The organism is Cohnella sp. LGH (assembly GCF_017671885.1).
Classification (GTDB): Bacteria; Bacillota; Bacilli; order Paenibacillales; family Paenibacillaceae; genus Cohnella; species Cohnella phaseoli.
Map to the genome: position 1 here is coordinate 2,284,621 of NZ_CP072117.1, position 25,290 is coordinate 2,309,910.

General features: G+C 51.6%; 24 protein-coding genes. 15 read left to right on the plus strand and 9 right to left on the minus strand.

The features are described from left to right. The first annotated feature begins 158 nt into the window (after positions 1-158). Together J4772_RS09160 and J4772_RS09165 are read left to right on the plus strand one after the other, a co-directional pair. A complete protein-coding gene (locus tag J4772_RS09160; RefSeq protein ID WP_209074989.1) occupies positions 159-1,628 on the plus strand; it encodes an S-layer homology domain-containing protein in 1,470 nt (489 codons plus the stop codon). A gap of 18 nt (positions 1,629-1,646) precedes the next feature. Further along, positions 1,647-2,399 carry an ankyrin repeat domain-containing protein gene (locus J4772_RS09165; RefSeq protein ID WP_371822838.1) on the plus strand — a complete coding sequence of 251 codons (753 nt, stop codon included), beginning with the start codon at positions 1,647-1,649 and terminating at the stop codon, positions 2,397-2,399. 91 nt (positions 2,400-2,490) lie between these two features. Here J4772_RS09165 and J4772_RS09170 read toward each other — a convergent pair whose 3' ends face one another. Then, positions 2,491-3,291, minus strand: coding sequence for a phytanoyl-CoA dioxygenase family protein (locus J4772_RS09170; protein WP_116058611.1), 801 nt, complete (start codon positions 3,289-3,291; stop codon positions 2,491-2,493). Positions 3,292-3,477: 186 nt separating this feature from the next. Here J4772_RS09170 and J4772_RS09175 point away from each other — a divergent pair, with 186 nt between their 5' ends. The 3 genes from J4772_RS09175 to J4772_RS09185 all read left to right on the plus strand — a co-directional run bounded on the left by J4772_RS09175 (position 3,478) and on the right by J4772_RS09185 (position 6,328). Next, positions 3,478-4,398: an AraC family transcriptional regulator gene (locus J4772_RS09175; RefSeq protein ID WP_209074990.1), complete on the plus strand. Its 921-nt coding sequence runs from the start codon at positions 3,478-3,480 to the stop codon at positions 4,396-4,398. Between the two features lie 447 nt (positions 4,399-4,845). Beyond that, positions 4,846-5,343, plus strand: coding sequence for a WGxxGxxG family protein (locus tag J4772_RS09180; protein ID WP_116058614.1), 498 nt, complete (start codon positions 4,846-4,848; stop codon positions 5,341-5,343). A 148-nt stretch (positions 5,344-5,491) separates the two neighbouring features. Continuing rightward, positions 5,492-6,328, plus strand: a complete 837-nt coding sequence (locus tag J4772_RS09185; RefSeq protein WP_209074991.1) for a divergent polysaccharide deacetylase family protein — start codon at positions 5,492-5,494, stop codon at positions 6,326-6,328. Here J4772_RS09185 and J4772_RS09190 read toward each other — a convergent pair. Then, positions 6,307-7,020: an N-acetylmuramoyl-L-alanine amidase family protein gene (locus J4772_RS09190; RefSeq protein ID WP_247741057.1), complete on the minus strand. Its 714-nt coding sequence runs from the start codon at positions 7,018-7,020 to the stop codon at positions 6,307-6,309. The genes J4772_RS09185 and J4772_RS09190 overlap by 22 nt on opposite strands. Before the next feature lie 127 nt (positions 7,021-7,147). On the opposite strand from J4772_RS09190, the gene J4772_RS09195 reads away from it, so the two are divergent. After that, positions 7,148-7,372 carry a YqzE family protein gene (locus tag J4772_RS09195; protein ID WP_209074992.1) on the plus strand — a complete coding sequence of 75 codons (225 nt, stop codon included), beginning with the start codon at positions 7,148-7,150 and terminating at the stop codon, positions 7,370-7,372. Here J4772_RS09195 and J4772_RS09200 read toward each other — a convergent pair. The 3 genes from J4772_RS09200 to J4772_RS09210 form a co-directional block, all read right to left on the minus strand. Next, positions 7,369-8,274, minus strand: a complete 906-nt coding sequence (locus J4772_RS09200) for a hypothetical protein (RefSeq protein ID WP_209074993.1) — start codon at positions 8,272-8,274, stop codon at positions 7,369-7,371. The genes J4772_RS09195 and J4772_RS09200 overlap by 4 nt on opposite strands. A 167-nt stretch (positions 8,275-8,441) precedes the next feature. Next, positions 8,442-9,326, minus strand: coding sequence for a YqhG family protein (locus tag J4772_RS09205; RefSeq protein WP_116058618.1), 885 nt, complete (start codon positions 9,324-9,326; stop codon positions 8,442-8,444). After that, positions 9,323-10,993 (minus strand): DEAD/DEAH box helicase, encoded by a 1,671-nt coding sequence (locus J4772_RS09210; protein WP_246016373.1) that lies wholly within the window; start codon positions 10,991-10,993, stop codon positions 9,323-9,325. Before J4772_RS09210 ends, J4772_RS09205 begins: the two co-directional genes overlap by 4 nt. A 757-nt stretch (positions 10,994-11,750) precedes the next feature. On the opposite strand from J4772_RS09210, the gene J4772_RS09215 reads away from it, so the two are divergent. After that, entirely contained in the window at positions 11,751-14,315 is a 2,565-nt protein-coding gene (locus J4772_RS09215; RefSeq protein ID WP_247741180.1) for an adenosylcobalamin-dependent ribonucleoside-diphosphate reductase, read from the plus strand. 201 nt (positions 14,316-14,516) lie between these two features. Here the strand turns inward: J4772_RS09215 and J4772_RS09220 are convergent, their stop codons facing one another. Further along, a complete protein-coding gene (locus tag J4772_RS09220) occupies positions 14,517-15,350 on the minus strand; it encodes an AraC family transcriptional regulator (RefSeq protein ID WP_209074995.1) in 834 nt (277 codons plus the stop codon). A 187-nt stretch (positions 15,351-15,537) separates the two neighbouring features. Here J4772_RS09220 and J4772_RS09225 point away from each other — a divergent pair, with 187 nt between their 5' ends. Further along, positions 15,538-16,521, plus strand: coding sequence for a sugar phosphate isomerase/epimerase family protein (locus tag J4772_RS09225; protein WP_209074996.1), 984 nt, complete (start codon positions 15,538-15,540; stop codon positions 16,519-16,521). Between the two features lie 385 nt (positions 16,522-16,906). Here J4772_RS09225 and J4772_RS09230 read toward each other — a convergent pair whose 3' ends face one another. Further along, positions 16,907-17,389 (minus strand): hypothetical protein, encoded by a 483-nt coding sequence (locus J4772_RS09230; RefSeq protein ID WP_209074997.1) that lies wholly within the window; start codon positions 17,387-17,389, stop codon positions 16,907-16,909. Positions 17,390-17,714: 325 nt separating this feature from the next. On the opposite strand from J4772_RS09230, the gene J4772_RS09235 reads away from it, so the two are divergent. Continuing rightward, positions 17,715-18,437 carry an S-layer homology domain-containing protein gene (locus J4772_RS09235; RefSeq protein WP_209074998.1) on the plus strand — a complete coding sequence of 241 codons (723 nt, stop codon included), beginning with the start codon at positions 17,715-17,717 and terminating at the stop codon, positions 18,435-18,437. Here the strand turns inward: J4772_RS09235 and J4772_RS09240 are convergent. Continuing rightward, a complete protein-coding gene (locus J4772_RS09240; protein WP_181917415.1) occupies positions 18,418-18,927 on the minus strand; it encodes a MarR family winged helix-turn-helix transcriptional regulator in 510 nt (169 codons plus the stop codon). The genes J4772_RS09235 and J4772_RS09240 overlap by 20 nt on opposite strands. Positions 18,928-19,083: 156 nt before the next feature. Between J4772_RS09240 and J4772_RS09245 the strand changes: the two genes are divergently transcribed. The 5 genes from J4772_RS09245 (at position 19,084) to J4772_RS09265 (ending at position 23,860) form a co-directional block, all read left to right on the plus strand. Further along, the gene (locus tag J4772_RS09245) at positions 19,084-20,088 is read left to right on the plus strand and encodes an alpha/beta hydrolase family protein (protein ID WP_209074999.1); all 1,005 of its coding nucleotides are present in this window, start codon (positions 19,084-19,086) and stop codon (positions 20,086-20,088) included. Positions 20,089-20,127: 39 nt separating this feature from the next. Then, on the plus strand, positions 20,128-21,009 hold the full coding sequence (locus J4772_RS09250) for a hypothetical protein (RefSeq protein WP_209075000.1): 882 nt from the start codon (positions 20,128-20,130) through the stop codon (positions 21,007-21,009). Positions 21,010-21,149: 140 nt separating this feature from the next. Further along, complete coding sequence (locus tag J4772_RS09255) at positions 21,150-21,836, plus strand: GNAT family N-acetyltransferase (protein ID WP_209075001.1); 687 nt, start codon at positions 21,150-21,152, stop codon at positions 21,834-21,836. Between the two features lie 24 nt (positions 21,837-21,860). After that, positions 21,861-22,274 (plus strand): transposase, encoded by a 414-nt coding sequence (locus tag J4772_RS09260; RefSeq protein ID WP_209075002.1) that lies wholly within the window; start codon positions 21,861-21,863, stop codon positions 22,272-22,274. A gap of 158 nt (positions 22,275-22,432) precedes the next feature. Beyond that, positions 22,433-23,860, plus strand: coding sequence for a DHA2 family efflux MFS transporter permease subunit (locus tag J4772_RS09265; protein WP_209075003.1), 1,428 nt, complete (start codon positions 22,433-22,435; stop codon positions 23,858-23,860). Between the two features lie 8 nt (positions 23,861-23,868). On the opposite strand, the gene J4772_RS09270 is transcribed toward J4772_RS09265, so the two are convergent. Then, entirely contained in the window at positions 23,869-24,498 is a 630-nt protein-coding gene (locus J4772_RS09270; RefSeq protein ID WP_209075004.1) for a GntR family transcriptional regulator, read from the minus strand. An 85-nt stretch (positions 24,499-24,583) separates the two neighbouring features. On the opposite strand from J4772_RS09270, the gene J4772_RS09275 reads away from it, so the two are divergent. Next, a complete protein-coding gene (locus J4772_RS09275; protein WP_209075005.1) occupies positions 24,584-25,219 on the plus strand; it encodes a GntR family transcriptional regulator in 636 nt (211 codons plus the stop codon). Positions 25,220-25,290 lie beyond the last annotated feature (71 nt).

Below are 25,290 nucleotides of genomic sequence, written 5' to 3' on the forward strand. Positions count from 1 at the left end.
GCAAGTTTTGGCTTTGAGTTGCTGACCTATAGAGGTCTTATCCATCCAAGCAACTCGAAACAACCTGTCTGAAGCCAGCAAAACCATTCCTTTCGGAATGCAATGGGCATCCCCTAATACTTCGGTACAACTTATATCACTTAGAGGAGGAATTATCGATGAACAAATATTCGAAGCAACTGGCTGTCCTGACGCTGACGGCCGCACTGGGAGCCGGAGCTCTGCCGCTGGCTGCGCAGCCTGCAGCCGCAGCGCCGCTGACCGCACAATCGATTCAGGAGGCGGTCGATCGTCTTGCCGATCTCAAGGTGATGAACGGCTACGAGGATGGCAGCATAAGAGAGAATAACCCGATTACGCGCGCCGAGCTGGCGAAGCTGGTATCTCTGGCGTTCGGCATTCAAGGCGGCTCTGAGCTCGGCTTCGCGGACGTTAAGCCGCAAGCATGGTATGCCGGTTATGCGGCCGGAGTGGTGGAACAGCAAATTATGGATGCGACTGACGGACGTTTTCAGCCGCAAGCGGTCGTAACGGACGACGAGCTGCTCCAGACCGTGACCAAGGCGCTGAAGCGCGACGCCAAGTCGGTCAGCTACTGGGCAAGGGATTTCTATGCGCAGGGCAGCAGTGCAACGCGCGGCGAGACGGCTTATTTGCTGGCGAATGCCCACGAGGCGATTCCTGCGGCCGACGCTCGTATCACAAACGTAAGCGTATTGAACGCCATTACGCTGATCGTGACCTTCGACAAGCCGCTTACGGCGGACAATGAAGCATTCGCCAAAGCGAAAGAGGATTTCGCCTTTAACGACGGTCTTGCGATCAGCAACATGCCGCGGCTGAAGACGGGCTCCGTTGCGACTTACATTGTACCGACGACTGTGCAGAAAGCAGGTACGGAATACAAGTTGACCTATAAAGGTCAAACGGCGGGCACATTCACCGGCAGCGCCGTAAAACCGGATATGACCGAAGCGAGACAAGTGACTAACGATACATTCGAGGTAGAGGCGCTGAAGGCAAACGGAGTAGTCGATTACGGTTACGTTATTGCCGCTTACAGCGGAGGCCGCGGCGCCAACGCTTTCGTGCTGGACGAGAACAACAAGGACGAGAACGGCAAAACCTATCAGATCATTTCCTCCGGCCAAGCGCGCGAAGTCACGATTACGCCGGAAGGCGGACAGCCGATGATCGCCAAATACGTGCCGTTCACGCAATCGACGGACGGCAAGCAAGAGCCTAAATTCCGCCTGCCTGCAGGCGAGACGTTGAAGCCGGGCGTGAAGTACACCGTTGCTTCGGATTGGGCCCAGATCGCTAATCCGACCTTCGTTGCGAAGGATATCGCTTCGCTGCAAATGATCGGCGCAGAGGCAGTTAACGAAACGTCGATTAACGTTGTTCTGGCGACCAATCCGGGAGACGAGCTGTTCTCCGGACGCAGCGTGCAATTGACCGACGAGAGCGGCAACAAGCTGACTGCGACTTACCGTTTCTCCAGCCGCAAAGGCGCAACGGGCGTATTCGATCTTGCCGCCGAGTCGAAGCTGACTACGGGCACGGTTTATACGGTTACTCCGGTCGGAAACTGGGCGGGGCAATCCAAAGCGGAGCTTAAACTGTAAAATTGCAGGTGAAGTCAAATGAAGCGACAAGGAAGGCGGCGGCTTGCGATGCTGAACGGCTTGGGCTTGATCGTTCTGGCTGCGGCGCTCGCGGGCTGCGGAGTTCAGGTGAACTCCTTGCTGACGGACGGGGAACAGAAATCGACGCATGAGGTGAATCAAGAGATGAACAAGCTTAACAACGATTTGCTGCAAGCCGTTCAAGCCGGCGATGGACAGGCGGCCGAACGACTGCTCGATCAGGGCGCCGATATCGACGCCACGGACGGCAGAGGCCGGACCTCGTTAATGATTACGGTACATGAAGAGCGGCTCGATCTGTTTCATATGCTCATAGAGCGAGGGGCTAACATCAATATCAGAGACGGTCGCTCGGACAATCCGCTGCTTTATTCGGGAGCGGAGGGGAAAATGAACTTCCTGAAGGCCGCTCTTGCCGCCGGAGCCGACACGGCGATTACGAACCGCTTCGGAGGAACCGCGCTTATCCCGGCGGCCGACCGCGGGCATGTCGAGATCGTGCGCGAGCTGCTGGAAACGTCCGACGTGAACATCGACCATGTCAATAATTTGGGCTGGACCGCTTTGCTGGAAGCTGTCATTCTTGGCGACGGAGGAGAGCGGCATCAGAAGATCGTAGAGCTTCTGATCGAACACGGGGCCAACGTCAACCTGGCAGACAATGAAGGCGTAACTCCGCTGAAGCATGCTCAGAACCGCGGTTATCGCGAGATGGCCGAGGCGTTGATGAAGGCGGGAGGAAAGGCTTAATCAGGCAGCAAAAAAGGCAGCGCTAGGGAGTAAATCCCTGCGCCGCCTTTTTTATAGATTCAGAATCGTAAGCGTTTTCTTGCCGGCGCCGTCAGTCTGCGCCGCGCACGGCCAGCACCGGAAATAGCGGTCCCTTGAGCACATCGCCTTTTTCCAGATTCAATCCTGTTGTAATGGGATGGGATGCGCCGCTGAACGTAATGTCGTCCGGCATGTAGATGATGGCAAGCGCTCTGCGCGGCCGGTCTGTCTCGTTGGCATGCGCATAATGGAACGTCAGGCCGTTATGGAACGTACAGCTTCCGGCCTTCAGCGGCACGACAACTGGCTTGCGGTCGTCAAGCTGCTCACCCTCGACATAATCGAAAATATTTTGCGGGTCCAGGAAATCGATGCCTTTGAGTTTGCCGAGCTTATGGGATTTCGGAATGAAAGCCATGCAGCCGTTCTTCTCGTTGACGTCGTCCAAGGCAATCCAGATCGACAGCATGCCCTGATTGGACTCGTTGATCGGCCAGTAAGGCGTATCCTGATGCCACGGCGTCGGCTTGGAATCGTTCGGCATTTTCCATAATCCGTGATCGTGGAATAAACGAATTTGATTGGCTCCGGTTAATTGCAGAGCGGATTGGGCGAACCGTTCATGGAAGCTGAATTTGCCCATGCCCGCATGATCTCTCCAAGTATTCACCTTCTGATTCAAGACGCGATAATACAGTCCGCCTTGCTTGTCCGTCTGGACCGAACGATCGCTTGTCGTCTGCATAGCCTCTTCCAGATATTCCCTCAGCAGCTCCAGCTCTTCGGCTGTCAGCATGTTGTCTACTTTTACAAAACCGTTGTTGCGATAGAAGTCGATATGTTCTTGCGTAATTGGCGTAGTTGCACTCATTGTTGTTCCTCCTCGGCGGTGGTATGCTTCTATCCTACAACCGAAAGGCCAAGGTGAGGATGGAGAGAATTCCGAGGTTTTTGTAAAAAAGTCGAATCGCAATTGGGCAATCGGAACGCGGGCTGAAGATGTTATACTGTAGTTAAAAGCGTATTTGGGCGAAAAGGGTGGAAGGGGCGGTTAGCTTTGTCGACGCGCGTAGATTATCGGACGATCTCTCCCTATGTTCGTTTTGTGCATGAAGTGGCGATCGCTGCGGGGGCGGTTAATCCGGAGCGGAACATCTATGATCACGAGTTTATTTATGTTGTGAAGGGAAGCGGAACGCTCCGAATTGAGGACAGGACGTATTCGATGGAGCCAGGAGATTTGCTGTACATTCGCCCGCATCGGACGAACGAAATGTTTGTGTCGGAGACGGAGCCGATGCACTGCTTTGCCGTGCATTTCGACTATGTTTTTCTTGGAGAAGCGGCCGAATTTTCCCCTTATGCAGTTTATTTGGGACGCAAATCCGAAGAAGGCATGCCGGATGCAAGCTGGCTTCACGAGCGGCCCAATGCGGAATTGATCGACATGGATATCCCCGAGCGGATGAAGCCGGCGCGGGTTCATGAGTTTTTTGACGCGTTTAAAGAGCTGTGCCGCGTATTCGAGGAGTCGAGGGCCGACGCGCAAATTTGGCTAAAGGCAGCGATGCTCAGGCTGATCGGACTGATACACGGCGAGTTGATGACCGGAGAGGGCGTTCGGGTAAACCACACACATGCCGATATGATGCTGGACGCCATTGATTATATGAAGAGCCATTTTTCCGCCTCGATCGATCTGAAGAAGCTGGCGGCCAGAGCCGGGCTGTCGCCGAAATATTTCGGAACGCTGTTTAAGCAGGCGGCCGGGAATTCGGTTTCCGAATATTTGACGCGCATTCGCATCGAGGAAGCCAAACGGCTGCTGAGAAACAGCGCCTACACGATTGAAGCGATCGCCGACCAAGTCGGGATTGGAGATATGTACTACTTCAGCAAGCTGTTCAAAAAGACGGAAGGTCTGTCGCCCAAACGATACGCCGTTTCCTTACGCTGGACGGGCTCGAAGGACGATTAAAAAACAAAGCCCGCCGTCAGGTCGCGGCAGGCGCGACCAAACGGCGGGAAAGCTTGTTGTCATCCGTTAGCACCAGCCGGCGCGCAAGATGATTACCAAGAGGACGAAGAGTACAAGAGCGAAAGCCGCGGCTCCCGCAACTCCGCCTTTAGGTCCGCAAACTTCGCCTGCAACAGGATATCCCATATCTTTCACCACCTTGCGGTTTAATTATGACCAATCGTCACGTATGTAGCTTATGTCGGTAGTCGAATACGGACAGTACATTCACCTATATTGGCAAAAACGGGCGTAAGCACATGCCGCAGGTTCGCGGCTGGGCTTAGGGCCGTTTTTGCCGCGCGAGTTTCCTGCTTATGGCTGGCGAGCCGACGATCCTCATCGCATATTTCACTGGGCCGGGGACACCTTATTAGGGCAATCAAATTGCTTAAGGAGGGTTCAATTTTGAAGAAAATTGCGACCAGTCTGGCTCTCGGCACATGCATCGCGTTGGCAAGCGTTACTCCGGCATTCGCCGAGCACACGACAGGTACGACGGGAATGTCCGGCGACAGCAGGACGTTAAACGGCGCAACCGTGCCGAACAAAACGTACTATCCGAACGCGGGAAGAACGGACGGTACGATGCTCGATCGCACGATCAACGGAACTCTGGGGAACGGAACTTACGGCAACGGGATGTACGGCAACGGAAACTACAGCACTTATAATATGAACGGGACTCATGGGGTCAACGGAAATTACGGTACGTACGATTCGACCCGTATGAACGCATATCGTCCTTACAGCTCGACAAATATGACGACGCGGGCAAACAACACGGTTAGAAGAATGGAAACGACGACGGCGAGAACCGGAGGCTTTAGCTGGGGATGGCTAGGCTTGCTTGGCCTGTTCGGCTTGGCGGGCATGCGCAGCCGAAACCGCGAAGACGTGCGGTAATGATATCTGATAATCCCTGCCGGGCTCACCTGGCGGGGATTTCTATGTCCGGAGGCATCGATGGCGTTTTTCACTTAGTTATATTCGTTTCCAAAGTACCCCATACTAAGTCGGTAGTTCACTTGTATAGCAGAAGGAGACAGTTCGGATGAGGATAGGAAAAATAATTCTAGGCAAGCTTGCGCTTGGCCTTGTCCTTCTTGCGGCGGGACGAGATGCCAATGCTTCCGTCTCGTCGCCATCAGCGATTCCCGAGTCCGGTGGCAATGCAGTCGACAAACGTCAAATCGCAGTTGTGATCGACGATTTCGGCAACGGCATGAAAGGCACGGAGCAAATGCTGAATTTGCCGATCAAGCTGACGGCCGCCATCATGCCGTTCCTGCCGACGACCAAGGAAGATGCGGAGAAGGCCCATCGACTTGGCCACGATGTCATCGTTCATCTGCCGATGGAACCGGTTAGAGGACAGAAAAACTGGCTTGGTCCAGGCGCGATCACAACCGATTTGTCGGATGGGGAAATTCGCAAACGGGTGGAGGCGGCGATCGCCGACGTGCCTCACGCAATCGGCATGAACAACCATATGGGCTCGAAAGCGACCGCCGACAAAAGGGTGATGAGAATCGTCCTGCAGGTGTGCAAAGAGAAAGGGCTCATTTTTTTGGATAGCCGTACGTCTTTTCGCACGGTCGTTCCAGCGGTTGCCAAGGAAGTCGGCATAGAAACCGTTCGAAACGACATCTTTCTCGACGACGTCTATACGCGCCAGCATGCACTGAAGCAGCTTCAAGAAGTTAAGAAGCTGCTCCAGAAGAACGAACGCTGCGTCGCCATCGGCCACGTCGGACCGCCGGGCTTATCGACTTCGGACGCGCTGCGCGCCGTCATTCCCGAGCTGAAGGGGAAGGCTGAATTCGTTCCGCTGTCCGCTCTGCTGTCGCTTCCGGGGCCTTTCACCGCTCAGGGGCTGCAAAGCCGGTAGGCCATAATGCCGCCGGCAATCGCTGCGGCGATGCGGTTCTGACCGGGAATGGAGGTCAACATCGCCCGGTCTCCCGGATCGCTCAGAAATGCCGTTTCCACGATGACGCTTGGCGCTTGAACCCGATTAAGCAAGTAAAATTGTTTGGCCTCCTGAGGCAGTCGGAACGTATTCTGTTGCCTGTTCAGGCTATCCTGAATATAACCGGCCAGCATTGCGCTGCGTCCCTCAACCTGATGAATGACCAGCGGCCCTTTTTTCGTTTTTTTGGGCGACCAATTGACATGGATGCTGACGAAAACGGCGGCACCGATTTCTTCGGACAAACCGCGGCGCTGGGACAGATCCCGGCGGTGACGCGAGCGGCTGAGATGCCAGCGGTTGTCGTCGCTCAGCGCGTAATCGCCGGTGCGATTCAAGATCACCTTCAGTCCTCTGGCGCGCAGCAGCAAGTAGAGCTTGCGTGAGATTTCCAGGTTGATATCCTTTTCCAGAATTTCGTTCCAGTGCGTGCCCCCGTCGATTCCGCCGTGGCCTGCATCAATTAGCACGTCGGCGGCAGGAAGAGCGCGCTTCACGTTAGGCGGGGCTATCGTCGGCTGAAGCTGCGCTTGCGCCTGAGCTGCGCCGACTGAACCGGCAACTAGGCTGCAAACAAGCACTACGATTGCGATACGTATACGAGAAACCAATTATTTTCTCCTCCGATCTCAAGCGCGACTATATCCGTTCTATAGCGTGACACAAATTGGGCTTCCCCATGCAGAAGGATTGAGCGTTTTCCGAAACGGGCATACTAGAGAAGAGGAGGCGAGCCAAATGGACGGATCGGAGTATTTGAAATATATGACGGAGCGGGTCGTAAGCTACATGGAGCGTCCCAAAGAGAAGGAGCAGCCTCGCGCTGCGCGGAGCAAGGAACTGTGGCTAACCAAATGGTTCGGCATGGCCCCGATGGGTCTGATGATCTGGTGGGGAGGGCGCGCGGAGAGAAAAAACAAAACGCGCCACGAGGCGCGTTCGGCTGATTCTTCTGTGAATTAACGATAAAAAAGACCTTGTGCGAGCAAATCGTCGAGTGGAATGAAGCGCGTTCCTTCCATGTCTAAAGCAACATCGATACGGCCGTTCGACCAGCTTTGATAGCCGATGACCGGAGCTGCATACAGCATCGCGTCCCCGAACGGCTCCGTTACATAACGCAGCTGCTTCCCTTCATCAAGGCGTTTTTGCAGCTTCCGGGCGTCCTTCACGGAGAAGGGCGCCTCTTTGGTGAGCCATGGAAGTCTCTCATAAGCGTCGAATAGCTCGTTCAGTCTCAAGTCGTCGATGCGAGACGAGACACCTTGTCCAACAACGGAAGATTTTCCGTCGAACAGGGAAGTCCATTGGCGCTTGTCCAAGGGGAGCTGTTCCGCCGTTTTGGCGTCCAGCCAATAAGTGTGCTCTCCCACGGAGACTTCCCAGGCGGCGGCAAATGGATGAATGTAGCGCTTGGCGGCGGTAATCAGGCCCAGTTCTTCTTCGGAGACCAGCCCGCTATAGATTAGCGAGCGCTTAAGCTGCTGCAGGGAGAACAAGGAATGGGGGCCGGTTCCGTATTCACCGAGCTGGAAGGAGCCGTCCATCACCGCATGAACGACCATGTAGCCGACATCGCGTCCTTCCTTCGAAAACAGCACCAGCCAGCTGTGAGTGCCGGGACCGAGCGCTGAAATTTGCGGATCCGCGGCTTGCCAGTCTTGGAACGGTTTTTTCTTCGATAGAGTCGCCACCCAGCTTTCGACTTGGCGCTCAAGCTTGGACTTCGGTTCGGGCGCCGGGCTTTCGGCCGAAGCCGGCAGAGCCGCCGCGCTAGACCAGAGAAGGGCCGTGATCGCCACCGTTGCGGCAAAGCGGAGGCCCGCTCTGCGGCGGCTTCCGTTGCGGCTTTTGAGAAAAATCATTTCATCACCTGCTATTCGTAATCGAAATCGGCTCTTTGAACTTCTTTTGTGAGGTTTTGGCGCCGCTTGTCCATTGTAGCTAACGTACGGCGCCGAAGCTGTTGGAATGTGTCAGCAAGCGCCGGACTTGGCAGTTCTATTTTTGCCGATTTGCGGCGTATCGTCGGTCAATCAAGACCCGGCAGGTGAAAAATGCCGCAGTTCAGGACGGAGACGCTCACGCGCGGCTTGTACTGCCAATCGATTTCCGCTTCCCGCTGCTTGAATCTGGCGGTTACGGCTTCCTTCTGCTCCATCTGGTCGGGATGATTCATATGCTCCAGCATGGGATCATAATATTGCCGAATCCGCTCCAGTTCGTCCTGTCTTCGCGCTTCGGCTTCCACGGCCCAGGAGAAGTCGGCGGTGCGCAGTCTGCGCTCAAGCGCCGCTTCGAGCTGGGCCATCCCTTTTCTCAGGGATAGACCGTTTTTGAGCAGATGGACGTTGGCCGGAAGGCGCGGCGTCAGCCTGCGGTCCTTCAGCTTATCCATGAACCGCTCTTCGATGATTCCCGTGGCAAGGGAGACGCCCCACAAGTACAACTCCTCCCGTTTCATGTCGCATTCGTAACCGACTTTGAAGTTCACGCCTAACCAGGCGGTGTACGGCTGCGAAGCGAACGGGTCAAGCCTGCCGCGAGGAGGCTCCTCGAACAAGGTGACGCAGCGTCCGGATTGCTGAACGACGCCGAACAACTGGTGCAGCCTGCGGGAGCCGAAGTAGACATCCTCCTGGATAATGCGGCCGGATTCCGTCAGGACGTAAGAGACGTTCGAGGCGTTCATCCGATCGGACATCGCCGGATTTTCGAACGACCAGCGGTACGTCATCGTCTCCGGGGGAGAGCCGGTCCGGTCAACAAAGCTCCAGTAATACGGCCGGTTGGACAGCGCCCGGTCCGCGTCCGGAGACAGCTTAACCGTTACGCCGACAGGGCTTTTCTCGATAAAGTGACATTCTTTCGATTCCAGATAGGAAACGACGAAGCGATGAACCTGTTTCGAATTCATGTGGCGTTCTCCAATTGCATCCGTTTTTTCGTTTGCAGCAGCGTGTCTCCGAGGCCGTCGATTTTTTGGCGCAGCTCTTCGCCGTCCGCGGTTTCCAGCACAAGCTGGGCTAATCTGCGCTCCAGCGTATCTTCCTTCTCGAATTGCTGAATGATCTCGTCGAGTTCCCCGATGACCAGTTCGAACATGTTGATCTTCTCATGCAGCAGATGAACGATGTGCTCTTCGATCGTACCGAGCGTGCACAAATTGAAAATTTGGACGTCCTCCGTCTGGCCGAGGCGATGGACCCGGCCGATCCGCTGTTCGACGCGCATCGGGTTCCAAGGCAGATCGAAGTTGATGACGTGGTGGCAAAATTGCAGGTTGATGCCTTCGCCGCCGGCTTCGGTGGCCACCATCACCTGCGCGCGCTTGCGGAACAGCTCCATCATCCAGTCTTTCTTGCCCCGGTTCATTCCGCCCCGGTAAGGGACGGCGGCAAGATTGTGCTCCTGGAAAAACTTCAGTAAATATTCCTGCGTCGCCCGGTATTCCGTGAAAATGATCGCTTTGTCGTCTAGGCTGCGAACAAGCTCCATCGTCTTCTCGGCTTTCGTATTCGCTTTGATGCGCTTGATCAGCTCGACGAGCTCCCAGATGCGGGCGCGCAGCGGAGAATCCTCCGTCGTCTTCTTGAACAGGTTGATCAGCGTCAGGAAGACGGCGTCGCGGCTGGAGCATACTTCGCGCTGCAGAGTGACGAGAGACAGCATGCTGGCCATATCGCCATTCTCGGAGGCGGCATGCTTGCGAACATAGTCGGTTACGCCCTCATAGAGCGCCATCTCCTCTGCGGATAGTTGGAGCGGGACGTTGGTGACGAGTCGCTTCGTGAATTCCACCCCGCCGCTGCTGCGGCGATTGCGGATCATCACTTGCCCGAGAGTCTCCTGCAGCTTGGACTCGTTCTTCGGCACGCGGCGTTCCGCGACGAAGTTCGCGGCGAAGTCTCCCTCGCCCCCGAGCTGGCCGGGCTTGAGCAGGGTGATCAGGTTGTATAGCTCGTTCAGATCGTTCTGTACCGGCGTGGCGGTGAGCAGCAGGCAGTATTTTTTGCGAAGCTCGTTGATGAATTGGTAGTTGCCTGTTCGTTTGTTTTTCAGTTTGTGGGCTTCGTCCACGATGATCAGATCGTATTCGCCGTCGAGCAGCGTCTGGCGGTGCGGATCCCGCTTGGCCGTATCCATCGAAGCGACGACGATGTCGTTGTCCCACGAATACGATTTGCGCTGGGCGACGGCCGGGATATCGAACTTCCCGTTGAGCTCGCGGACCCACTGGAGCACGAGGGAGGCGGGGACGAGCACGAGTACTTTGGTCACGAGGCCGCGGATCATATATTCTTTAAGAATCAAGCCGGCTTCGATCGTTTTGCCCAGGCCGACTTCGTCGGCGAGGATGGCCCGGCCTCTCATCTCGTGGAGCACGCGGCGGGCGGTATCGATCTGGTGGGGCATCGGCTCGAAGTGAGGCAGCAGCGACAGACAGCGCAGCGCATGGAAGTCGGTGACGAGATTCGCTTCCTCCGCTTCCAAGGCGAGCTGGTACAGCGCCCAATCGTCCCAAGGGCCGTTGCGTTCCGTCCGCCGCTCCAAATCTTCGAAAGCGCTGCGGTCCACATGCATGTCCACGAGCGGGTGAAGCTTGCGCGGGGCGTTGTCGGATGGAATAGAGGTGTTCAATCGGCAGTCCTCCTTGGCGATCTCGCAATTATCCATCTTCTAGTATGAGCAACTAGGAGGGATTCGAAACGGGGCGGGCATGGATTGATTAGAGGGAGGGACTAATGTTGCCGCCGAATGGCCTAAGGGTAGGCTTGAGACGGGAGGGGGCTGTATCCCAAAAAAAGTGTAAAACGAGGCTTGAAACTTGTCGGCTCGTGGCTTAGGCGATTAGTTTGTGTTTTAGCGGACCGAAGCCTTGGGGGGGAAGATTGCGAAAAGCGCCTCGGGCGCGCTCCGGGCTGAGAAGTGGAGGCCGAAAAGGTGCCTCGGCGCGTTCCAAGCTGAAGAATGGAGGCCAAAAAAGTGCCTCGACGGGTCTGGCCTTCGGGATGGGCCTTAGAAGCATTAAGATTTGAGGTAAGGTCCAGCACTTTCTTTAAGACCAGGCTAGAGAGAAACGGACTAAATAGCTCGGGAATATCGTTTATAGTTACAGTTTTTGTTTATGGGTGGAACTGGTTGCAATAAATTCGTTGCCGAGACGGTAAGGCTTACAGGCTTTTGGTCTATGGAAATACAACATATAGGAGAGTATAATGATTAAGTGCACAATATATTGTACAATTTACATAGGATCAAAAAAGCCTATTCAACTTGGATTGCACATGGATTGTGCCCATATACTAAGCTTTCCGGGAGGGTGGTCACTGTGGCAACGATGCAGGAAAGACGTCTTGAGGGGCTGAGCGAGAAAATATTTCTCGATCGTTACGCTTGGAAAAACGCGGACTCCGATGAGACGAAGGTGGGCGACGTCGTGCTCGTTCTGACGAAGGACGATCCGAAGTTTCCTTCCAAGGATGTCGGAGAGGTCGTGGCGCGCGAGGGTAAAAATGTCACCGTCAAGCTTCGCAACGGAGAGTTGGTTGAATCGACGACCGAGAAGCTCACGCTAACTATCGAGAAGACGCCGGAGGAGATGTGGGATCGGCTCTCGAACGCGATGGCATCCGTCGAGGAGACGGCGGAGAAACAGAGGGTGTGGGCGGAGAAGTTTCGCTGGCTGCTCGACGATTGGAAGCTCGTTCCCGGGGGACGGATCGCAGCTGGAGCAGGGGCAAGCGAAGAGCTGACGCTATTCAATTGCTACGTTATCCCGTCCCCTCATGACAGTCGGGGCGGAATTATGCAGACGCTGACGGAAATGACTGAAATTATGGCCAGAGGGGGCGGCGTCGGCATCAACTTGAGTTCGCTTCGTCCTCGCCGTTCGATCGTCAAGGGAGTAAACGGTTCATCCAGTGGCGCGGTGTCCTGGGGAGGATTGTTCAGTTACACCACAGGATTAATTGAGCAAGGGGGGAGTCGGCGAGGCGCCTTGATGCTGATGATCAACGATTGGCACCCGGATGTCGAAGACTTCATTACCGTAAAGCAAACGATGGGCCAAGTGACCAACGCTAACCTGTCTGTCTGCGTGAGCAACGCATTCATGAAGGCAGTTAAAGAGGACGCAGATTGGGATCTCGTGTTCCCAGATTCGGCCGATCCCGAATACGATTTCCTTTGGGACGGCGATCTGGATAAGTGGAAGCAGCGCGGCAAAAGAATCGTGCATTATCGCACGGTGCGGGCCCGCGACGTCTGGAACACAATCATCGAGAGCGCATGGAAGTCCGCAGAACCCGGAGTAGTATTCATGGAATACTACAATCAGATGTCGAACAGCTGGTATTTTAATCCGATTATTTGTACGAATCCGTGTGGCGAGCAAGGCTTGCCTGCATGGGGTGTCTGTAACTTGTCCGCGGTCAATCTGTCCAAGTTCTACGATGCCGAGAAGCACGATGTTGCTTGGGATGAACTGTCCCGCGTCGTTCGTTACTCGACTCGCTTCCTGGACAATGTCATCGACAAGACGCCGTATCACTTCCCGGAAAATGAGAAAAACCAGCAGAACGAGCGCCGCATAGGACTTGGCACGATGGGGCTCGCCGAACTGATGATCCAGTTGGAAATCCGTTATGGCAGTCCGGAAAGCTTGGGGTTTCTCGATAAGCTGTACGGATTTATGGCTCGCGAAGCGTATCTGGCCTCTACGGAGATTGCTGCGGAGAAAGGCTCGTTTCCGGCGTTTGAAGCCGATCCATTCCTGCAAAGCGGATTTATGAAAAATATGGTCGCGACTTACCCGGAAGTGGGCGAGGCAGTGACGAAGCGCGGCATGCGTAATGTCACTGTTATCACACAGGCTCCGACTGGCTCCACTGGAACAATGGTGGGGACTTCAACAGGCATTGAGCCGTACTTTGCTTTTGAATTTTACCGCCAGAGCCGACTCGGCTTCGATAAACAGCTTGTCCCGATCGCTCAGAAGTGGAAGGATACGCATCCGGGCGAGGAGCTTCCTGAGTGGTTCGTTACGGCAATGGATTTATCCGCGAAAGATCATATCCGTGTACAAGCGGCCATTCAGCGTTGGGTGGACAGCTCGATCTCCAAGACTGCGAACTGTCCTTCGGACTTTACAGTGGAAGAGACCGCCGAACTGTATGAGCTTGCGTTTGAGCTGGGCTGCAAGGGCGTCACGATTTATCGTGACGGAAGCCGCGACGTACAGGTTCTGAGCACGGCAAAGGATGAGAAGAAGGAAGAAACGAAGACAGAGTCGGCTCCGTCAGCGACCGTTTTGAGTCAGACTGAGGTTTTGGATACCGCCCTGAACGCGAGCGTCACTCCGCAGCAAAGGCAAGTGTTCGACAAGGAGTACAAGAGCCGTCCGAAAATTCTTCGCGGCGCGACCTACAAATACAATACGCCGTTCGGCATGGCCTACATCACCGTCAACGATATGGACGGCACGCCGGGAGAAATTTTCTTGAACGTCGGCAAAGCCGGCTCGGATGTATTCGCAATGGCGGAAGCGCTCGGTCGAGTTTGTTCGTTGTTTCTGAGGTACGGAGATCACGGAAATAAAGTGCAATTACTCGTGAAGCATTTGAAAGGTATCGGTGGCTCCGGCGCCGTCGGCTTCGGCCCGAATCGCGTCGAATCGATCGCAGATGCGGTCGCTCAAGCGCTGGAGGCTCATGCAGGGCTCTCTTCAGAGCACGAGCAGGCCGCGGCATCCGAAGCGGTGACTGTTCAGACTGGTTCTACCGCGGAGAAGCCGAAAGTCGCCTACACCTCGAAAGACCTGTGCCCCTCCTGCGGCTCGGCTTCTCTGCTGAACGTCGAGGGCTGCAAAACTTGCGGGAATTGCGGGTATAGTAAGTGTTCGTAAAAGAATGGAACAATGAGGCGTTGACTCGACCAAAGTGTGCGCTGTAATTAAATTTGTCACCACATTTGAACATAGCTGTCATAAGCCCGAACCCTTGATGGTTCGGGCTTTTTGTGTTCTACAAAGTGAAACAAATCGTTCGGCAACAAGGCACCAAATCGATATTCCGATTTCCAAGAAGTTATACAACTATTTAAGTTGTTAACCAGTTCCATTGTTACGATCGCGCCATTCGCTAGGACTCATGCCGTTTTTCAACTTGAATGCTTGACTGAAATAGTGGAGGCTATTGTACCCGGAAGCTTGCGCGATGTCCTGAATGGATAGGCTACTGTTCTGCAAATAACTGGTGGCCGCATTCATCCGTAACTCGCTTAAATAATGAAAAGGCGTTTTCCCCTGAAGCTTCTTGAACAGCCGAATGAGGTAGGAGCCATTAAGATGGACAAGGTCGGATAGGTGCTGAAGCGATAGCTCCTCCCTGTAATGGGATTCCATATAGCGCATGATAGCTTCGATTGTTCGGTATTGGGATTGCTGAACGGACTCTATGTAGCCTTCTATTCGCTTGGCATTGTCGAGCAAGTAGCGAACGAGAACAATCGCTTTGCGCATATCGTTCATAAGGGCCTCCTCCAGCAGGGGGCTTTTCTCATGCGCGTATTGCTTGACCAGTTGCTCAAGGACTTGCATGGATTGGCGAAAAAGCTCGACCTCCGATTGCATTGTTTCCATGCGGCCTTGTAAGCTGTTCCATTGCAATAATTGCGGCAGTGTCGGGAATATCGTAGCATCGATAATCTCGAACTCAACGTAAAGGTATCGCAAGGAGGTGGATGAGCTCAATAATTTATGAGGACTGTTCGGTGATAACAAGAATGCCGCCGGCTCTTCTACCGTATAGAGTTGGCCTAGCCATTCCAATTTTGCGTGACCTTGCTGGATGACGAGAAGCTCGTAACAACCATGGATTCCGCCGCTTTCGGGAACTTGGTCATCGGGATTCGGATAGTAGCCCACTTTACGGATTTTCACCGGGAAAGCCTCCTTGTTAATGAGAAGGTCAATATATCGCAAATGAATTTTGGGATCATGTGCCTTAATTATAAGAGGGGATAAGTGTATTCATCAATCATGTAGATTGAACATAAATACTTGACCTTCAATTGGTTATAAGATGAGAGTAGTTAAATCAGCAACTAATCTGGAGGAGATGAATAGGATGAGCCATCGTTATTCCGTTATTTTGTCCAATGTAGGTTCGTCGGCTGACCGCTTTTTGACTACGGGGTATAGCGCGCCGTTTACCATTCCAGAATTGTTTGCCCGAGTGAAACAGATTCCGCAGGTGACCGGCGTAGAGCTCATCGGCAACTGGCATGTTACCGAACGCAATGTGAAGGAAATCAAACAGCATTTGGAGGAAAACGAGCTGAAGCTCGTATCGATTATTCCCGATCACTTCGGTCAGATGAAGTGGAAGAATGGCAGTTTTGCCGCCAAAGATCCATCGATCCGTATGGAAGCTGTCGTGCATACGAAGGAAATGATCGACGCTGCCATTGAGCTTGGGGGAGATTTGATCAGCATATGGCCAGGACAGGATGGTTACGATTATTTGTTCCAAGCCGATTATATTCAGGAACGGGATTGGTTCGCGGAAGGGGTTAAGGAAGCCTGCTTGTATCGTGATGATGTTAAGATCAGTCTGGAATACAAGGTCAAAGAACCGAGAACCCATAGTTATTTAAGTACGGCCGCAACTTCGTTGTTGATTGCGCAAGAAATCGGGACGGATAACGTTGGAGTTACGATCGATTTCGGCCATGCACTTAATGCTTACGAAACCCCTGCGGAGTCTGTCGCTCTGTTGAAAAAGTACGGGAATAAGCTGTTCCACGTTCATATGAACGATAATTTCCGCCACTGGGACGATGATATGATCGTAGGCAGCATTCACACGATCGAGACGCTTGAATTTTTCTACTGGCTGAAGCGCACGGAATACAAAGGTTGGTTATCCATCGATCAGTATCCTTATCGGGAGGATGGGCTTGAGGCCGTTCGCGAAGGCGTGAACGCGATGGAGGCGTTTGCCGAACTGGTTGACTGCATTCCGAGCGGAGAACTTGATGGATTGATCCGGAACGGGAACGCCCCGGAAATTACGGCTTATTTAAGAAATCTCCTGTTGCCTATTCGTTAAGCGCCGCCGTACACTGAAGAGGAATCCACTAAAAAGAAGTCTCCATGTTCGCTTGAAGGAGGATATGGAGGCTTCTTTTATTTATTTTGTTTGACGACAACATTCATCCGGGCCCTACACCAATGAATATATCGGTAAAATGCTAGCGGAAATTATTGCACTGATTACGTAAGAAGATTATCTCCATTTGCCTCATTCATATTAAGTGACAAATGTTATTACGGCGGGTGTCATTTTGATCATACAATAAGTCTTCAATTGATCACGTTTAATGACAAAACTAAATACAACGGACACAAAGCCTTCGGAAAGAAAAATGAGGAGAAGTCCACACGGTAACATAAACAAAACCGACAAAATCCTGAGGGGATTTTGTCGGTTTTGTTTAATATCGGTTTTTCAACATTTCGACTTCTGTCTTTATCATTAACTGTTCGCGATTGAGAATTTCGATGCTTGCAGCGTGCGTGTTGAATTGAAACGTAAACTTCCGTTCCAAGGTATCTTGCCGTTCCGCGATGTCCGTTACCGTTTCTTTGACAGATTTGACCATGCCAATTAATTGGGCATACATTTTCTCGTGGCTATTTAGCCGGGTTAAGATAATTTGCTGGTCCTTCTTAATACTCTGGAGCTCCGCCTTAAACTCCGACCTCACTGCCCCAAGCCCTTGATTAAACTCCGATCGAACTGCCTTAAGCTCTTGATTAAACTCCGATCGAACTGCCTTAAGCTCTTGATTAAACTCCGATCGAACTGCCCCAAGCCCTTGATTAAACTCCGATCGAACTGCCTTAAACTCTTGATTGACTTCCGACCTAAAACTCCTCAGTTCATCAAAGATCATTTCCAGCGTTGCTTGGCTCATTGAATGCTTCTCCTCCTCCGGGATTGGGATAATCGAACAATGATTCTTTTCCGTTCAACGTATCAATGCCGACCTGCGAAATCGGATCCGGAGGCACGAGGGACGTATATTAAATCAATTATATCAGATTGGGCTAGGAAGAAAGAGGTTTTATTACAATTTCTCGATGAAGTCCGGAAGCCGATTTTCATGAGGACCACCACAAGTAGGAGATTGTACTAAGCGTTTTAACCGCTGTACGTTAACGAACTTATCATCGTGTATAAGACGTGGTAATATTAGGTTTCCAACATATGCAACTAGACACATAAGGAGAATTCACCCGATGAAGAAACACATCAATACTTTATTGCTATTTGCTGTCTTGATCTCATTAGCATCCCCTCCGGCGTCTGCGGCAACTGGTTTTACTGATTTTGGCCCGAACGAGTATGCTTGGGCGCAGGAAGCTGTTGCTTATATGGCTGACAATGGTTACATGAAAGGAGACGGCAAGGGGAATTTCCAACCTGCCAAGCCTATAACGAAAGCGGAGTTAGGCGTATTGCTGTATCGGATGTTTCCTGAGCTTCGTTCGAAGTTTCCGCCCAACCGTGCGATTATACCGTCCGATCTTCCCGCCAAGCACTGGGCTCGGGAAGAGCTTCTCTCTGTTTTCGTTTACACGGATCATCGGGAATATAATATTGGGAATTATGGGAGTGGGGATAAATATACGCTTCAACCCGATGCTAAAGTGAATCGTTGGAAGACGATGATGATACTCAATGAGATGTTTCCGCTTAATGAAGATGAAGTGTTGCCTATGGCTGTCTTAAACCCTGTGCTTAAGCGGATTAAGGATATTAAACGTGTAGCCATAAAAGAAGGCGGCGGGTATTCCCAAAATAATTGCGCTCGTATGGCCAATCAACCGATTATCTGTCTTTTTTCCAGTCGTACTGAGCTTGACGGGGGCGGCGATGACGATGCGGATCTGGCTCTTGCTCTTTATAATATGGTGTCGCACGGGATTCTCACGCCAGAACCTATTCCTCGATCCGAATGAGATTAACCTCTTTTTTCTGCTTTGTTTTTTCAGTTGTAGCGCGAGCCGAAATATCTAAAATAGCTTCCATCTTCTCTACATATTGCTCAGGAATTTCATCCAGCAGGGAAAATATTTTTTTGAAGGATTTTTCATAAGCGAATTGTACATATTGGCGATATACTTCTTTGCCTGATGTAGAAACCTTTATGATAATGTTTTTCTTATTATCGGAAGTATGGTACTTTTCGAGCAGCCCTTTTTCCACCATTTTTTTGACGTGTTTTGAGAAGGCGCTCTTGGATATTCCCAACCGTTTTGCGATTTCCAGCATATTTTGGTTTTTATCTTCATTTTCCAATAAATATTCCAGCACTTGAATTTGGGCGGCAGAAAATAAAAAAGCAGTATTGTAGGCGTATTCTTTTTTGTAGGAATCCGCATAGGAATTGCCGAACTTCACAAGCTTCTCCACGAATACTCTATATTTCCCCATCCATTCCAGTGACATAAAACCACTCTTCCTCTTCAAATTATCTTCTAAAATTATATCAAAAAAAATAATTTTAACATAGCAAGAGACAACCATTGCTATCGTCCATAAAGTGTAGTATAAAAACTATATAGTTTCCAATGGAAACTATATACGTTAAAAGGGGTGTGTATATTGAAAAAGAGGATAAGAAGATTGCTTGTCGTTTCCGTGTTGATGGTTTTTGTAAGCGTTTGTTTTTCCGGTTTATTGCAAACTTCTTTTGGAAAGGTTGCAATCATTAATTTTAAGCTGCCTACCGAGAATGGACAGTGGTTGTCCGGGCAAGTTTTTAAACCTAAACAATCGAGTACTGAGCATAAAGTTCCTTTAGTGATTACCGAGCATGGCTATCTCAACAATAAACACATGCAAGATCTAAACGCAATTGAATTATCGCGCAGAGGAATTGCGGTTATGACATTTGACGCCTACTATCATGGCAAATCAAGCTCTGCGAGCGAGCCGGTCATGCAGGCGGTAGCGGCAAATGGCGTGGGAATGATCCCTTTAGTGGAATTCGCCTATGAAAGTCTCGATTACATTGATAACCAAAGGATCGGGGTTATGGGGCATTCAATGGGGGGAATGTCCGCATGGTTGACGTTAATGCACTATGGTTCGCAATATAATGCGGCGATTGAAAAAGCGAAGGCGTCGGATTCGGAAGGCGGCGAGACGATAACGGACGGCGAACAGGCATATGCGAATTCGTTAAACAAGGTCGCAGCAGGATTGCCGGTGGGAAATATCCGTTTATCGAGTGAAAAGGCATTTAGTCAAATTCGCGCAAATATGGGGATTATTTATGGTCAATATGACGAGGGAAATTACGACTTGTCTCAAGGCAACGGCGACCTCTCCAACAACGCTGCTGAGGGCTTATTCGCAGTAAACTCGATTTTTTCAGAAGCCGAGCGGCAGATGGACTTTCATGTAGGTCAATATTATGGAGACGCAGGCAATCAAACGCTTAGAGTCGTTTATAATCCGAAACAAACACATGAATGGGCACATTTTTCAAAGGAAACCGCTGCTTACACAGTCGACTTTTTCAGCCATGCCTTTGAGCTTTCACCACAGATCGCAAATACGAATCAAATATGGATCTGGAAAGAGCTTGTAAGCTTTATTGGATAGTTAGGCATTTTTCTATTGATTGTTCAAGCAGCCTATTACTTGTCGGAAATTCCGTTTTTTAAGCAAATAAAATTCGCCAAAGAACAATGCGGTTCTATAGCCGATACGTCGCAAACGGAAAAGAGCACAAAGAGAATAAGAGTTTTTTGGATCGGCTGGACGCTTAATTGGATCTTTTCTGCGGTTGGCGTAATTGTTGCTTTAAATCTAGATAAAGTCATTTTTAAGAGTACGTCCAATTTTATGTCTGTTAAATGGTTTGCGCAGCCCATTACAAACTATATTTTGATATGGGCCATGTTTAGCAGCTTTATTGGAGCGGCGCTATTCATCTGGAAATACCAATTGGAGAAAAGAAATAACGCAGAGCTTTCTATGGAGCAACTAGGGATAAAAATCGGTCTAAGCAATATAGTAAAGACTTTTATGCTTGCTGCATGCATTTTTGGAATCTTTTTCGGCATTGTATATGCGGCGGAGTATCTCTTGAACGTTAATTTTAAATTTTGGATACTCGGAGTATTTACCTTTAATGCGGATAAGTTAGGGGTTTGGTTGAACTATTTGCCGTTCTTCTTCCTGTTCTATCTCATCCATGCGCTCTTCATAAACAAGTTGAGTTATAGCCCTATCAAGTCCGAAAAAGCAAATAGCATTGTCGCGGGACTGGGAAGCGTACTTGGCATTGTGCTGATTAACGGAATCCAGTATGCGGTATTATTTACGACGGGCAATGCCTTTTGGCAGGAAACGAGACTTTATCCGATGGTGCTGCTTCCGTTTATTTTCCTGCTATTTGCAGCCGCACTCATTAGTCGCAGCTTGTACAAATTAACGGGGAACGTCTGGCTTGGCGCAATGGTGAATACTTTGATCATCACAATGATTGGAGTTGCCAATACGGCTACTTTGGCGCTTTAGAAACGAAGGAATATTCTAGCGTCGCGGCGAACGTAAGAGGGAGAAAGGGGCGCGATCCTATGAAATCGATAAGCAAGCCCTGGATCTTTCTGAAGTAGAAAGGAAATCCGGTCTTCGCCAAGCCAACGAATTCCTGTATTTTGACGGCGACCGGCATGGTGCATCCGGATTATCGGCGACAGGGCGTCTTCGGGAAGCTGTATCAGCTCGTCCAGGCGGAGTGGGAGAGACGAAGCTCTACGAGCATGCTTCTTCTAAGCGACCGGAATTCGGTATCCGGACAGGCGTTCGTTCGTGGAACCGGTGCGCGGTACGAGCATTCGGAATATGAAATGACGCTGAACCAAGAACGTTTTCTACAGCTGCCAAGCCGGCTGAACGAGGTGACGTTCCAGAAAGCGACGAACGAGGATGCCCGCGAGATCGCGAGACAGAATGCGATTTATTTCGGTGTCGAGGATCCGGAAGAGATCGACGGTCTGCTGCTTCCCGAAGAGGAGGCAGCGAGGGGGATGTCGATCTATTTGGCGGAGAAGGACGAGCGGGTGATTGGCAAAGTCCATCTGCAATCGCTATCCGGCGTCGGCGGGATATACGGGCTGGGCGTCTTGCCTGAAGAGCGCGGGAAAGGGCTCGGAAGAGCGATTCTTCTGCAAGCGGTCGGAAAGCTGCAAGAAACGAACGCAAGCGTCATTATGCTTCAAGTGGCCGCAGATAACGACAAAGCTCTGGACCTGTATAAGTCGTGCGGATTCGAGACAAGCTCGACGATGGATTATTACGAGCTGAGGAAACATGGAAACGCGGATAGCAATGAAAATAAGTAATCATAACAAGGGGAGGAACATTCGATGGCGGCCGAGCCGATGATGTCCTTGTCGCAATATCGAAAGCATTTTCTGACGGAAGAATCGTGCTATCGGTATCTCTACCGGATGAAGTGGCCAGAGGGATACCGTTGCTCCAGATGCTCCCACGATTCCTGCTATACGATCACGACGCGCAACCATCCCCTATATGAATGCAAGCATTGCGGAAACCAGACTTCGCTTACCGTAGGGACTATCTTCGAGAAGTCGCACATCGACATGACGATTTGGTTCGCGGCGATTTACTCGGCTGTGCAAGATCGGCAGGTGTCCACAGCGCTCATCTCGAACGAATTGGACATCAATTATCAAACGGCATGGTATATGATGAAGAAGATTAGGGGGGCGTTGGCAAATCCTTGCTGCGTCGCCCATGCTCCTTCGCTCGACGAATAGAAAACTTGCAGAGCTCTCCTTCGATACGAACTCCTCCAGCATTCCCTCCCTGAGCTGATCCGATATACATTCCTTGAAGCATCTTTATAATTAATGGATGTATACGGGTGGCCACGGTATATGGAAAATTTAGGGAATTATGTTGGGGGAGGAAATCGATGAATACGGAACGTTTCGGCGGGAAGGGATCGCCGAAGAGGGGACCGATGCTTGCCGCGTTATTGGTCGGCGCATTCGTCTCTATCTTGAATGAAACTCTATTGAATATCGCTTATCCGCAATTGATGGGAGAGTTCGGCGTCTCGTCCTCGACGGTCCAATGGCTGTCCACCGGATATTTGCTTGTCATCGGCATCCTGGTTCCCGTCACAGCGTTGCTGCAGCAGTGGTTTACGACGAGGCAGCTGTTTTTGTCGGCCATGGCTCTCTTTTTATCGGGAACGATCGTCTGCGCCGTTGCTCCCTGGTTCGGAATGCTGTTGGCCGGCCGGATTGTCCAGGCCTTGGGAACGGGTCTTATGCTGCCGGTATTGATGACGACGATCCTGTACCTTTTTCCTCCGGAAAAAAGGGGCGGGGCGATGGGCCTGATCGGGCTCGTCATCATGTTCGCCCCGGCGATCGGGCCGACCTTGTCAGGACTGATCGTGGATTCGCTGTCTTGGCGCTGGTTGTTTTATATGGTCGTTCCGTTGGCCGGTCTTTCTATTCTCACTGCGGGGATTTACTTGAAAAACGTGTCCGAGCGCACGAAGCCGAGGGTGGACGTTGTGTCCATCCTGCTTTCCTCGGCCGGGTTCGGAGGTATCGTATACGGGTTCAATCGGGCGGGAGGAGGCTCGTGGTCGGATCCGGGGACGATCTGTACCCTCGTCGTCGGAGGCGCAGCGATAATCCTGTTTGCCAGGCGCCAACTTATCGTAAGGGCTCCTTTGCTTGAATTGAAGGTGTTTAAGTACTCCCGGTTTTCTATCGCCATGCTGCTCATCTTTCTGATGATGATGTTGATGTTCGCTTATATGATCCTGCTTCCGATTTATCTTCAAACCGTGCTGTCGATGACCGCGTTCCATTCGGGATTGGCTTTGCTGCCGGGCGGCATTCTGAACGGCGTCATGGCGCCCATATCGGGCAAGCTGTTCGACAAGTTCGGGCCGAGGGTTTTGGCGCTGCCGGGTCTTGCGTTGATGACGCTGGCCGCCTGGTTGTTCGCTGGAATCGAAAGCTCGACGGAAGTAGGAATGGTCGTTCTCTTCCATACGATGCTGCTTACGGGGTTCTCAATGGCCCTGATGCCGGTACAGACGACGGGGTTGAATGAACTCCCCCGACATCTGTATTCTCACGGAACATCGATCCTTAACACGTTTCAGCAAGTGGCCGGAGCTGTTGGCACCGCTCTGTTCATCGGAGTGATGTCTTCCGGGACGAATGCGTACCTGAAAGCCTTCGGCGCTCCCGATTCTCCGGCCGAAGCCTCGGCAGGAATCGTCGCGGGCCTCCAGGATGCTTTCGCGGTCAGTGCGATCCTCTCGTTGGCCACGTTGATTCTAGGCTTGTTCATTGGAAGAAGTCGGACGCAATAAAGAAGCCTTCAATGCCAGGTCATCTTAAGACAACGAAAATACTCGAGTAAAGCAAAACGAAAGGAATCGAAATCTAGGCCGAGAGAGCGAATGAGGGACTCGACTTTTACGTTTGTGTGGATGGTGTGAGGCGCTCGCCAGCGTGCCGTATTTTGATTCCAGAACAATCGCGCCATAGAGGACTGCATGATTTTTTCCATTTCGTTGTTGTTGCTTAATCGGAGGGAGCTCAACAATAGCTCGTACTCAAAAGCGATAAGCGCATGCGGTTCAGTTGGGTCGGCGCTTCTTAGCGATTGATAGGCTTCCTCCTTCTCCCGAGCTAGTCGACGCAATTCCGTTTCCCGGGATATAAACGCATCGCTGACGCAAAATAGCGCCAGAGAAGCGATAAGATCGAGCAAATCCCCGACTCTCTGGGACGAAGAATCCAGAATGATAACGCCGTGCTTGGAGGCGATTCGGACGAATCCTTCCAGTTCCAGCTGCTGAAGCGCCGCCCTGATCGGCGTTCGGCTCATGTCGAGCTTCTGGCTGAGCTGGATTTCGGAGGTGACTGCGCCTTTCGGGATTTCTCCGTTCACGATCATAGCGAGAATTTGCGTATATGCCTGCTCGCGCAAGGATGGACCGGCCATTATTCGTACCTTCCTTCTCGATTAATTCGAAATATCGAGTATGATAATCATAGAACAAGAATCGGCGGAAAGGAAGTTGCCAAACATGTCTATGAGCGGAATAACGCTAAGAGACTCGGCTTTTCAACGGATTAAGAGCCGGATCGTTCAGGGAGAATGGGGCGGAGGGACGTTCCTGTCGGAGAAGCGCCTCAGCGAACAGCTGCAGATGAGCAAAACCCCGATTCGCTCGGCGTTGGACCGGCTTGAGATGATGGGGCTGGTCAAGTTGATCCCCAATCAGGGCTTTGTCGTTCAGGAGATTTCCCTAAAGCATATTTTGGATATTTACGAGCTGAGATTGGCGCTTGAGACGTTTGCGGCCGGCCGCCTTACCGGCAAGATGGACAAGCTGTTTTTCGAGATTCTCGACGAGAACCTGCATAAGCAGACCGAAGCGATTAATCGCGAGGATATTATCGGTTATGTGGAGTTGGATCGGCAGTTTCACGAAGCGATTGTTGCCGGAATGGCGAATGAAGAATATTCGGACGCCGTTTCGCGGATGCAGGATAAGTTTTTGATCGCCGTAAGGACGACATTTTACAAGAACAAGGATCGGCTGTGGAGCAGCTTGGATGAGCACAAACAGATCAGGGATGCGCTCGCGGGCGGCGATCCGGCGTTAAGCGAACAATTAGTGCGCAATCACATCGAGTTCGTTAAACAGGTCATGCTTTGATGTATACAAGTGAGACATCTTGAGCATCTCATTTGCTCGTGCTAACTTTAACTCATCTTGGTGAGGAGGTT

Excerpts from the sequence above, each read along its gene's own strand:
- J4772_RS09205 (WP_116058618.1), bottom strand. The coding sequence starts at position 9,326 with ATGAATTCGAAACAGGTTCATCGCTTCGTCGTTTCCTATCTGGAATCG.
- J4772_RS09240 (WP_181917415.1), bottom strand. The coding sequence starts at position 18,927 with ATGTCACTGGAATGGATGGGGAAATATAGAGTATTCGTGGAGAAGCTT.
- J4772_RS09265 (WP_209075003.1), top strand. The coding sequence starts at position 22,433 with ATGAATACGGAACGTTTCGGCGGGAAGGGATCGCCGAAGAGGGGACCG.
- J4772_RS09235 (WP_209074998.1), top strand. The coding sequence starts at position 17,715 with ATGAAGAAACACATCAATACTTTATTGCTATTTGCTGTCTTGATCTCA.
- J4772_RS09230 (WP_209074997.1), bottom strand. The coding sequence starts at position 17,389 with ATGAGCCAAGCAACGCTGGAAATGATCTTTGATGAACTGAGGAGTTTT.
- J4772_RS09225 (WP_209074996.1), top strand. The coding sequence starts at position 15,538 with ATGAGCCATCGTTATTCCGTTATTTTGTCCAATGTAGGTTCGTCGGCT.
- J4772_RS09275 (WP_209075005.1), top strand. The coding sequence starts at position 24,584 with ATGTCTATGAGCGGAATAACGCTAAGAGACTCGGCTTTTCAACGGATT.
- J4772_RS09185 (WP_209074991.1), top strand. The coding sequence starts at position 5,492 with ATGAGGATAGGAAAAATAATTCTAGGCAAGCTTGCGCTTGGCCTTGTC.
- J4772_RS09200 (WP_209074993.1), bottom strand. The coding sequence starts at position 8,274 with ATGATTTTTCTCAAAAGCCGCAACGGAAGCCGCCGCAGAGCGGGCCTC.
- J4772_RS09260 (WP_209075002.1), top strand. The coding sequence starts at position 21,861 with ATGGCGGCCGAGCCGATGATGTCCTTGTCGCAATATCGAAAGCATTTT.
- J4772_RS09165 (WP_371822838.1), top strand. The coding sequence starts at position 1,647 with ATGAAGCGACAAGGAAGGCGGCGGCTTGCGATGCTGAACGGCTTGGGC.
- J4772_RS09210 (WP_246016373.1), bottom strand. The coding sequence starts at position 10,993 with ATGCATGTGGACCGCAGCGCTTTCGAAGATTTGGAGCGGCGGACGGAA.
- J4772_RS09215 (WP_247741180.1), top strand. The coding sequence starts at position 11,751 with ATGCAGGAAAGACGTCTTGAGGGGCTGAGCGAGAAAATATTTCTCGAT.
- J4772_RS09270 (WP_209075004.1), bottom strand. The coding sequence starts at position 24,498 with ATGGCCGGTCCATCCTTGCGCGAGCAGGCATATACGCAAATTCTCGCT.
- J4772_RS09160 (WP_209074989.1), top strand. The coding sequence starts at position 159 with ATGAACAAATATTCGAAGCAACTGGCTGTCCTGACGCTGACGGCCGCA.
- J4772_RS09195 (WP_209074992.1), top strand. The coding sequence starts at position 7,148 with ATGGACGGATCGGAGTATTTGAAATATATGACGGAGCGGGTCGTAAGC.
- J4772_RS09170 (WP_116058611.1), bottom strand. The coding sequence starts at position 3,291 with ATGAGTGCAACTACGCCAATTACGCAAGAACATATCGACTTCTATCGC.